We start from the raw sequence: 10,107 nt of genomic DNA, 5'->3' as shown, positions 1-10,107 counted from the left end.
CCCCCCACCCCGCCCCACCCGCCCGCCGACCCCGTCCAGCACGCCTGGACCCAGGTCCTGCGCACCACCACCCGCACCGGCACCCCGCCCCCCAGCGCACCCGCCCTGGAACACACCGCCGCCGACGACCCCCTGGGCGCCTCCTGGCGCGCCCTGACACGCACCCGCCACCCCCGCCACGACCCCGCCCACGGCTCCTTCGCCTGCACCCACCTCACCGAAGCCGTCTGGGCCGCCCACACCAGCGCGGGAGACCAGGCCGCCCTGTACACCGGCACCCTGGCCGCCGCCCTGTGGGGCGCCTCCGCCATCCCCGTCCACGCCCTGCGCCGCCTGTCCGAGACCACCGACCCCCACACCCTGACCACCGCCGCCCTGACCACCGCCCGCGGCCCCCACCCCACCCTGTGGCCCGAACACCCCGTCCTGGTCGACCACCCCCGCCGCCTGCCACCCTTCGCCGTCCCCCACCCCCTGGACCCCGGCGTCCTCCTGGGCAACCTCGACCACCTGCGCGCCCACCCCGACACCGTCGACGCCGCCGTCTCGCTGTGCCGCACCCACCCCAGCGACGCACCCCACCTACCCGACCCCGACTGGGTCAGGGTGTGGCTGCACGACAGCGCGGACGCCAACCCCAACCTGCACTTCACCCTCGACGAGGCCGCCGTCGCGGTCGCCACCCTGCGCTCGGAGGGCAAACGCGTCCTGCTGCACTGCTGGGCGGGCGCCTCACGCACCCCGGCCGTGGCCACCCGCTACGCCGTCACCGCCCTGGGCGCACCCGTCCTGCCCACCCTGGCCACCATGATCCGCACCGTCGGCGGACACCTGGACAACCCCAGCCTGTCCACCGCCATCGCCCGACTCAGCGGCCTGGACCTGCCCGACCCCGCCTCCGTCCTCTTCCCCGACGGCATCCCACCCCGACGCCCCGAACTGCCCGAACCCCACATCACTGGGTGACAAGTTCCACAAACCACCCCTTTCCGGTACCGTTACCCTCGCGTTACCCCTAGGATCTGCGCCCAGAACCCCGCGCAGCATCCGGCGGCCCCGCTCCCCACCCCGCGCCCTCCCGCACCCAGGGCGCCACACCCACCGCGCGTCCCACCACGGCGACCGCGCACACCGGAGAGCACACCCACCGCCACGCCCTGATTCCCGTTCGAAGGACTCCCGTCGTGGGCACAGACCAGCCCCAGACCCCACCGGTCGAAGAAGAAGGCGCCACCCAAGCCCAGGCGCCCGTCGGCCCCCGCGTGGCCGCCAAACGCTCCCGCCGCAAACGCACCCTGATCCTGGCCTCGGCCACCGGAGCGGCACTCCTGGTGGCGGGCACCGCCACCGCGGCCGTCATCGCCACCGGCTCCGGAACCGACCCGGGCGCCGCCGCCAACAGCGCCAGCGTCCCCGACGCCGACCCCGACCCCCTGGTCGCCGACGACGCCGCACCCACCAACAGCGAGCAGCTGCACCAGCGCGCCGAGGAGGCCGTCACCTCCGCCACCCAGCACTCCAGCACCGACGCCTCCGACATCCTCGAAGAACCCGAGGAGACCGAAGAACCCGAGGAACCCGCCACCGACACCGGCGGGGAGAGCGAGTCCACCGGACAGGGCGGCACCTGCCAGGCCTCCTTCTACGGCACCGACTTCGCCGGACGCCCCACCGCCAACGGTGAGACCTTCGACCCCAACGCCATGACCGCCGCCCACAAGACCCTGCCCTTCGGCACCCAGGTCCGCGTCACCAACCCCGACAACGGCGCGTCCGTGACCGTGCGCATCAACGACCGCGGCCCCTACGTCGACGGCCGCTGCCTGGACCTGTCCACCGCCGCCTTCGACCAGATCATCGGCACCGGAGCCGGTGTCGGCCAGGTCGAATGGCAGGTCGTGGGCTAGACAGCGCCCTCGGGGCCTTCACTGCGGCCCCTCACCCCAAAGCCCGCCGTCCCCGACACGGGGTCGGCGCACACCCCGGCCCCGGGTGGCGGCCGACCCCAGCCTGGAGCGCGAGCGACCCCGGGCCGCCCCATGCCACCGGCTCACCACCCCCGACCTGGAACGGCGCCCGCACCCGGCCACGCCGAGCGTGCCCTGCCCACCGGGCGACCCGCCCATGCTGCGCAGCGCCCCGGCCGGGCAGGGCCGCCCTTCGCCCTCCCAGACCCGCGCCGGGCAGCGCCCGTCCAGGGCGCTGCGGGCACGGGAGGTGCCCTACCAGGCCACCCGGGCGCGAACCCGGCCGACCACCTCGTCGACGCCCAACGGCCGCACCGCGGCGTCCCCCTTCCCCGCCCCACAGCTCTCTCGGCGTGGGCCGAGCCGGACAGCGACCACCGCCCGCCTTCGCCCGCGCGGGCCCCCTCAACGTGGGCATGGGCCAACACCCGCCGCCCTGTCCGGCGCACACGAAGGACCACGGCCCGCCGCCGGAAAACCCGTCGCGCCCCGAGCGCTCCCCCCGTAACGTGCTCCTCGCCGACCCCCGGCCCCTGCCCGCCCGCAAGGCAGGACCGCCCCCCCGAAAGGCCCCCATGCGCATCACCCCCCATGCGCCCGATCACTCAGCCCACCTGGCACCAAGAGCCACCACCACAGCCCGTCACGACGCGACCTCGTGGTCGGCTCCCCGCCAAACGCAGAGCATGATCACCCGCACCCCCAACGACCAGGAGCAAGCGTGAGCGCGGACACGAGCCGGCTACCGCCCCCGGCCACGCGATGGGTGACGCCCACCCTGATCCGGTACTCCTTCTCCGTGGCACCGGGCACGGCCACCCTGACCACGGTGCTGGCCGTCCTCGCCGGAGCGGCACCGGTCGGCATCACCATCGGCATCGGCCAACTGGTGGACGGGCTCACCTCGGCCATCGGCCAGGGACTGAACACCCCGGCAGCGCGGGAGTGCTACCGCTGGATCGCCCTCACCGTCATGCTGTTCTTCCTCGCCCACATCGCCGAGTCGACGCGGACGGCCCTGGGACGTGCCCTCGGCCGCAGGGTCACCGGACGACTGAGCGAACGCGTGATGACCGCCGCCTCGGAACCGGCGACCATCGGCCACCTGCAGGACCCCGCCTACCTGGACCGGCTCGGGCGGGCCCGGGGCAACGGAACCATCGACATGCCACCCGGGGAAGCGGTCTTCGGCCTCTCCACCAAGGCCTCGCTGTGGGTGACCGGCGTCGGCTCCGCGGCTCTGCTCACCCAGGTCACCTGGGGGCTCGGGCTCATCGTCTTCGCCGTGTTCGCCGTGCTCCACTTCCGGCTGGTCCGCAACTACCGGACCGCTGTCGTGGAGACCGTGAACCAGACGAAGAAGCTCCGCCGCACCTCCTACCTGCGCGACGTGCCGACCACACCGGACGCGGCCCGAGAAGTACGCCTCTTCGGCCTCACGACCTTCTTCCGCGACGCCTACCACTCGCAATGGCGCGTGAACATGACCCAGGTCTGGCGGCGACGGCGTGAGCACCGCCTGTTCGCCGTCGTGGTCGTCGTGGTCACCGGCCTCACGGTCGCCTCGGTCTTCCACTACCTGGCCCACCGGGCCGCCACCACAGGCACGACGGTGGGCGACCTGGCAATCGGCGGCCTCGCCCTGCGGGCACTGCTCCAGGTACTCCGGGCGGACGAGGACGACCTTCGCACCAGCTTCGGCTCGAAGGCGGCCGCAGAGGCGTTCTCCTTCCCGGTCGTGACGCCACCGGATGAGCCGGACACCACCGCAGCCTGGGCGGCGCCGGTCGCGAACGTCTCCTGTGAGGATCTGCGCTTCCGGTACGGCGGCGGCGCCGGGGACGAGGTGCTGCACGGCATCGACCTCGACGTTCCCGCGGGTCAGTCGCTGGCCATCGTCGGCCTCAACGGGGCCGGCAAGACGACGCTGGCCCGGCTGCTCGCCGGTCTGGACGCTCCGAGCGGGGGGCGCGTGCGCGCCGGTGGGGTTTCGGTCGAGGACGCCAACCGGCGGAGCTGGCAGCGCCAGGTGGTCGCCGTCTTCCAGGACTTCGGCCGCTACGAGCTGACCGTGCGGGACAACATCGCCTTCGGTTCCCTGGCGCATGCGGACGACGAGGAGGGCCTGCGGGCCGTGGCGCGACAGGCCGGACTGCTGACGTTCATCGAAGGACTTCCCCGAGGCTGGGACACGGTGATGTCCAGTGCGTACACGGGCGGGGTCGACGCCTCGGGCGGCGAGTGGCAACGCATCGCCATCGCCCGGGCACTGTTCGGCCTGCGGCACGGCGCCCGGCTCCTGATCATGGACGAGCCGGCCGCGAGCCTGGACGTTCGCGCCGAGGCCCAGCTCTACGACACCTTCCACGAACTCACCGCGGGGGCCACGACCATCGCGATCTCCCATCGGTTCGCGACCGTGCGCAAGGCGGAACGGGTGATCGTGCTCGACCAGGGCCGCATCGTCGAGGACGGCACACACGCCGAACTGATCCGTGCCCAGGGCCGGTACGCCGAGTTGTTCCGTCTGCAGTCGAAGCGTTTCGAGGAGACACCGTCGTGATCAGCGCCCTGCGTTTCGTCCTGACCACCGGACCCCGCATCGACCGGTTCCGCTCCCTGACCGTGGTGGCGGTGGCGCTCCTCGAACAGGCCACCGGAATCGGCCTCGCCGTGGCGATCGGACTGTTCAGCCAGGTGGCGAGCGAAAACTCGACCAGCGGCCTGCTGGCACTCGCCCTGGGTGTGGCGGTCTTCGTCATGCTCACCCAGGGCACCTTCATCGCCGGCTACTTCACCCGCCTGCGCCTACAGGAGGAAATCCACAACGAAGTCGAACGCCAGTTCATCGACGTGGTCGGCACGACACCGACACTGGAGGTCCACGAGCGTTCGAGCCGCTCCGACAGGGCGGCGATGGTCCGCGGCGCGCGGGGCGAGATCGGACCGGGCTTCGACCGGCTGATGTGGCTGGCCGGAGCCGCACTGGCCCTGATCACCTCGGCCGTCCTGATGGCCTCGGTCGTTCCCGTCCTGGCCCTACTGCCGCTCTTCGCCGTCCCCGCGGTACTGGCCACTCAGGCGGCGGACAAAAAACGCGGACAGGCCGTGGAGCGTGCCACACCCCGAACCCGACTGGCCCTTCACCTGTTCACACTCGCCACAACAGCCGCACCCGGCCGCGAGACACGCCTCTTCGGACTGGCGGGCGAACTGCGGCGCAGACACCGCCAGGAGTGGGACGCCGCAGGCCAAGACATCGCCCGCACCGACCGGCGGGCCCGGGTCCCGGTCGCGCTGGCCTGGCTGCTGTTCGTGCTGGCCTACGCGATGGCCGTCACCCTGATGGTGCGGGCAGGCCTGGCCGGCGACGCCCCGCTCGGCCTCATCATCGCGGCCGTCGCCGTCAGCAGCCAGATCACCGGCCAGGTACAGAGCCTGCTGAACCTGTCCTTTTGGACACTGGAGTCGCTCCGGGCGACCCGGGCCTTCCTCGACGTGGTGGAGGAGGGCACCGCCGAGCGGACGGCCCTCACGCCGACCACGCAGGTGCCGGTGCCCGACCAGCTGGACGAGGGCATCAGGGTGGAGGGGCTCGGCTTCCGGTACTGGAACCGCGACCAGCCAACGCTGAGCGACATCGACCTCGACCTCCCGGCAGGCACCGTGGTGGCCCTGGTCGGTGAGAACGGTGCGGGCAAGTCAACGCTGGTCAAGATGCTCAGCGGCCTCCACCGTCCCAGCCAAGGGCGCATCCTGGTGGACGGAACCGACCTGGCGCACCTGGCCCCCGACCAGTGGCGCGCACAGATCACGGCGGCCTTCCAGGACCCGGTACACATCGAGATGTCCCTGCAAGACACGATCGGGCTGGGCCGACTCGAACACCGCGACGACCCGGAGCGCATCCTCCAAGCACTGCGGACAGCCGGCGGCGACAGGCTCCTGGCCTCGCTGCCCGAGGGCCTGCGCACCCGACTCGGCCGCACATCGTGGGACGGCAAGGAACTGTCCGGCGGCCAGTGGCAGACGGTCGCCAACGCCCGGGCAGCCATGCGGCAGGCACCACTGCTGCGCATCCTGGACGAGCCCACCTCCAGCCTCGACGCGCGGGCCGAGGAACGGCTGTTCCAGCGGTACGCCACCCTGAGCCGCCAGGAGGGCGGCGTGACCGTCCTCGTCACACACCGCTTCACCACCGCCCGGGCGGCTGATCTCATCGTGGTCCTGGACGGCGGCCGGGTCGCCGAGACCGGCACCCACGACACGCTGAGCCGGGCAGGCGGGCTCTACGCCGAACTGTTCCGCCTCCAGGCCCGGTACTTCCTCTGAGCGAACGTGTCGGACCTGGGGCGCCAAAGGAGGAAGACACCCATGCCGTGACCGGGGTGGACCCGCGTGCGAGAAGAACGGACAAGACTTCCCAGAAGGAACACAACGCCCCCTCCCAAGACCACACCAACCCCACCACGCGTGTGAGCCCCCACACGTCACCACTTCATGGCACAATCCCCAACACCCACCACCAACACACAAGGGGAGCAGGGGCGTGTTCCGCACCACCACCGGCTGGGTCGTCTCACCCACCGACCTCGTCGACACCCTCGAATGCGACCACCGCAGCGCCCTGAAGACCGCACTGGCCGCACGCGTGGAAGGCGCCCCCACCCCCGCCGACATCGACCCGCTCATCGCCCACCACGGCCTGGCCCACGAACAGGCCGAACTCGAACGCCTCAGCGCCCTGGTCGAAGTCACCCACATCCCCGACCCCAAACCCGACGACGCCTCCCTGACCGCCGCCGCACACGCCACCACCCAGGCCATGGCCGCCGGAGCCCCCGTCATCTACCAGGGCAGCTTCCACCACCGCCTCACCACCACCAGCCACACCACACCCCCGGTGGCCTTCCACGGCCGCGCCGACTTCCTCATCCGCTCCGACATCGACCCCACCACCGGCCACACCCGCACCCCCACACCCCCCACCTGGACCTACGAACCCTGGGACACCAAACTCGCCCGCCGCCCCGGACCCGGCGCCGTCATCCAACTGGCCGCCTACGCCCACGCCGTCACCGTCGCCACCGGCCACACCCCCCACCACATGCACCTGCTCACCGGCGACGGCCACACCCACACCCTGAACACCGCCGACTTCACCCCCATCCTGACCACCGTCACCACCCGCCTGCTCAACCGCCTGACCCACACCCCCGCCCTGCCCACCCCCACCTGGGGCGACCCCCGCCCCGCCTGCGAGGGCTGCGGCTACCAGACCTGGTGCACCCAGGGACGCACCGCCGCCCGCCACCTGTCCCTGGTCGCCGGACTCCGCACCGACCAGGCCACCAAACTCACCGACGCGGGCCTGACCACCATCGACGCCCTCGCCCACGCCGACGACACCCAGCGCCCACCCACCCTGCCCCGCCGCTCCTTCGACCAACTCCGCGCCCAAGCCGCCCTCCAGGTACGCCAGGACCACACCCGCACCCCCACCAACCCCCAGGGCACCGTCACCGCCGAGGTCTTCGCCCCCGACGGCCTGGCCAGCCTGCCCGCCCCCAGCCCCGGCGACGTCTTCTTCGACATGGAGGGCTACCCCTACCACTCCCGCGAGGGCGAACGCGGCCTGGAATACCTCTTCGGCGCCACCACCGAGGACGAACACGGCACCGAGACCTTCCACGCCTTCTGGGCCCACGACCGCGCCCAGGAGAAGAAGGCCCTGGAGGACTTCGTCGACTTCGCCACCGAACGCATCGACACCGACCCCGGCGCCCACGTCTACCACTACGCCTCCTACGAGGTGGACCGCCTCAAACACCTGAGCTCCGAATTCGCCACCCGCGAGGAGGAGGTCAACCGGCTCCTGCGCGAGAACCGCCTGGTGGACCTGTACACCGTCGTACGCAAGAGCCTGCGCGTGTCCCAGCGCTCCTACTCCATCAAGTACCTCGAACCCCTCTACCTGCCCGCCACCCGCTCCGGAGGCGTCACCACCGCCACCTCCAGCATCGACGCCTACGCCGCCTACCTGACGGCCACCGAGAACGGACACACCGACCAGGCCGCCCAGGTCCTGGCCGACATCGCCGCCTACAACCGCGACGACTGCCACTCCACCGCACGCCTGCGCGACTGGCTGGAGGACCACCGCACCCACCAGGGCATCACCGACCGCCCCTCGATCCAACTCGAACTCACCGACGCCGAAGCCGAACGCGCCCGCAAACGCGCCGAGAAGGCCGCCCGCCACGCCGCCCTCACCCAGCCCCTGCTCGACCAGGTCCCCGACCGGGCCGACGAACGCGACGACGACCACCACACCCGCGCCCAACTGGCCGCCCTGGTCGGCTACTACCAGCGCGAGAACCTACCCCCCTGGCGCGAACACTTCCGCCGCACCAGCGCACCCCTGACCGACCTCGAATCCGACACCGACTGCGCCGTTCCCTGGCAGGTCCACGCGGGGGAGTGGACCGAACCCAGCGGACGCCAGCGCAAGTCCCGCCGCGAACTCTCCCTGCGCCTGGACACCGCCCACCCCCACCCCTTCACCCCCGGCCAGGACGTCCACCTGCTCTACCCCGGCGCCCCCGGCCAGGCCGCCACCACCCACACCGCCACCATCTCAGGCGCCGACGCCGACACGCTGACCATCACCGAGACCCGCGACCCCGACGAGACCCACTCCCGGCCCCCCGTCGCCGTCCTGCCCGGCTCCCCGGTCAACCCCGCACCCAAGGACGGCGCCCTGGAAACGGTGGCCCGCACCGCCCTGGACCACCTGCCCGACTGGCCCCACCACCCCGGCCTGGACGTGGTACGCCGCCTCCCGCCCCGCCTGAACCCGCCCGGCCCCCTACCCGACCCCGCCCACCACGACGACGACACCATCGCCGCCACCATCGCCGCCGTGGACCGCCTGGACGGCTCCTACCTGGCCGTGCAGGGCCCGCCCGGCGCCGGAAAAACCTACCTGGCCGCCCAACTCATCACCCACCTGGCCCGCCAGGGCAAGAGCGTGGGCGTGTGCTCCACCAGCCACAAAGCCGTCGAGAACGTCATGACCGCCGCCCTGCGCGCCGCCCGGGAGGCCGGAGTCGACCTGCCCGCCGCCAAACGCGCCAAAGGACGCAAGAAGGACACCGACGAGGCCCACACACCCTGGGAACAGCCCTCCACCCCCCAGGCCCTGGCCACCTGGCGCACCAAACACACCGCCCAGGCCCACCCCGTCCTCATCGGCGGCACCGCCTGGGCCATGTCCAACGCCGCCATGATCGCCGACCCCCTGGACGTACTCATCATCGACGAGGCCGGACAGTTCGCCCTGGCCGACACCCTCGCCGTCTCCGCCGCCGCCCACAACCTCGTCCTGCTCGGAGACCCCCAACAACTGCCCCAGGTCGTCCAGGGCACCCACGGCGAAGGCGCCGACGCCTCCGCCCTGCAACACCTCATGGGCGCACGCCAGATCATCGACCCCGCCCGCGGCTACTTCCTCGACCAGACCCGCCGCATGCACCCGGCCGTGTGCGCCACCGTCTCCGCCCTGTCCTACCAGGGCCGCCTACACGCCCACCCCACCACCACCCACCGCACCCTGGACACCCTCACCCCAGGCGTGTACACCCACCCCACCACCCACCGGGGCCGCACCACCCACAGCCCCGAAGAGGTCCGGGCCGTGGTCGAGATCGCCCAACGCCTGGTCACCGACAAACTCACCCCCGGACCCGACCACGACCCCCGGCCCCTGACCGGACACGACATCCTCGTGGTCGCCCCCTACAACCTCCAGGTACGCGCCCTACGCCACGCGCTGACCCAGGCCGCCCACACCACCCCCGCCCTGGAAGGGGTACGCGTGGGCACCGTCGACCGCTTCCAGGGCCAGGAAGCCGCCGCCGTCATCTGCTCCATGACCACCTCCAACGCCGCCGAGGCCAGCCGCGGCACCGCCTTCGTCCTGGACCGCAACCGCCTCAACGTCGCACTCTCGCGCGCCCAACTCCTCGCGGCGGTGGTCTTCTCACCCGACCTGCTCACCACCACCCCCCGCAGCATCGACGAACTACGCCTGCTGGCCTCCTTCACCCACCTGGTCCAGGGCGCCCGCCCCTGGACCCCC

5 protein-coding genes are annotated in these 10,107 nt (G+C 72.1%); all 5 read left to right on the top strand.

Annotated features, from left to right (window positions below; all coding sequences use genetic code 11):
- The coding region (locus D455_RS0100935) for a protein-tyrosine phosphatase family protein (protein ID WP_017568885.1) at positions 1-966 on the top strand (966 nt) is incomplete at its 5' end.
- 218 nt (positions 967-1,184) lie between these two features.
- Positions 1,185-1,907, top strand: coding sequence for a septal ring lytic transglycosylase RlpA family protein (locus tag D455_RS35745; protein ID WP_026122189.1), 723 nt, complete (start codon positions 1,185-1,187; stop codon positions 1,905-1,907).
- A 781-nt stretch (positions 1,908-2,688) separates the two neighbouring features.
- Entirely contained in the window at positions 2,689-4,530 is a 1,842-nt protein-coding gene (locus D455_RS0100925) for an ABC transporter ATP-binding protein (protein WP_040684237.1), read from the top strand.
- Complete coding sequence (locus D455_RS0100920; protein ID WP_017568882.1) at positions 4,527-6,299, top strand: ABC transporter ATP-binding protein; 1,773 nt, start codon at positions 4,527-4,529, stop codon at positions 6,297-6,299. The genes D455_RS0100925 and D455_RS0100920 overlap by 4 nt, the downstream gene beginning before the upstream one ends.
- Before the next feature lie 217 nt (positions 6,300-6,516).
- The coding region (locus D455_RS0100915; RefSeq protein WP_017568881.1) for a TM0106 family RecB-like putative nuclease at positions 6,517-10,107 on the top strand (3,591 nt) is incomplete at its 3' end.

The organism is Nocardiopsis halotolerans DSM 44410, assembly GCF_000341065.1.
GTDB classification, from domain to species: domain Bacteria; phylum Actinomycetota; class Actinomycetes; order Streptosporangiales; family Streptosporangiaceae; genus Nocardiopsis; species Nocardiopsis halotolerans.
Note: the sequence above shows the minus strand (reverse complement) of the source record. Positions and strands in the feature narration are given on the sequence as shown.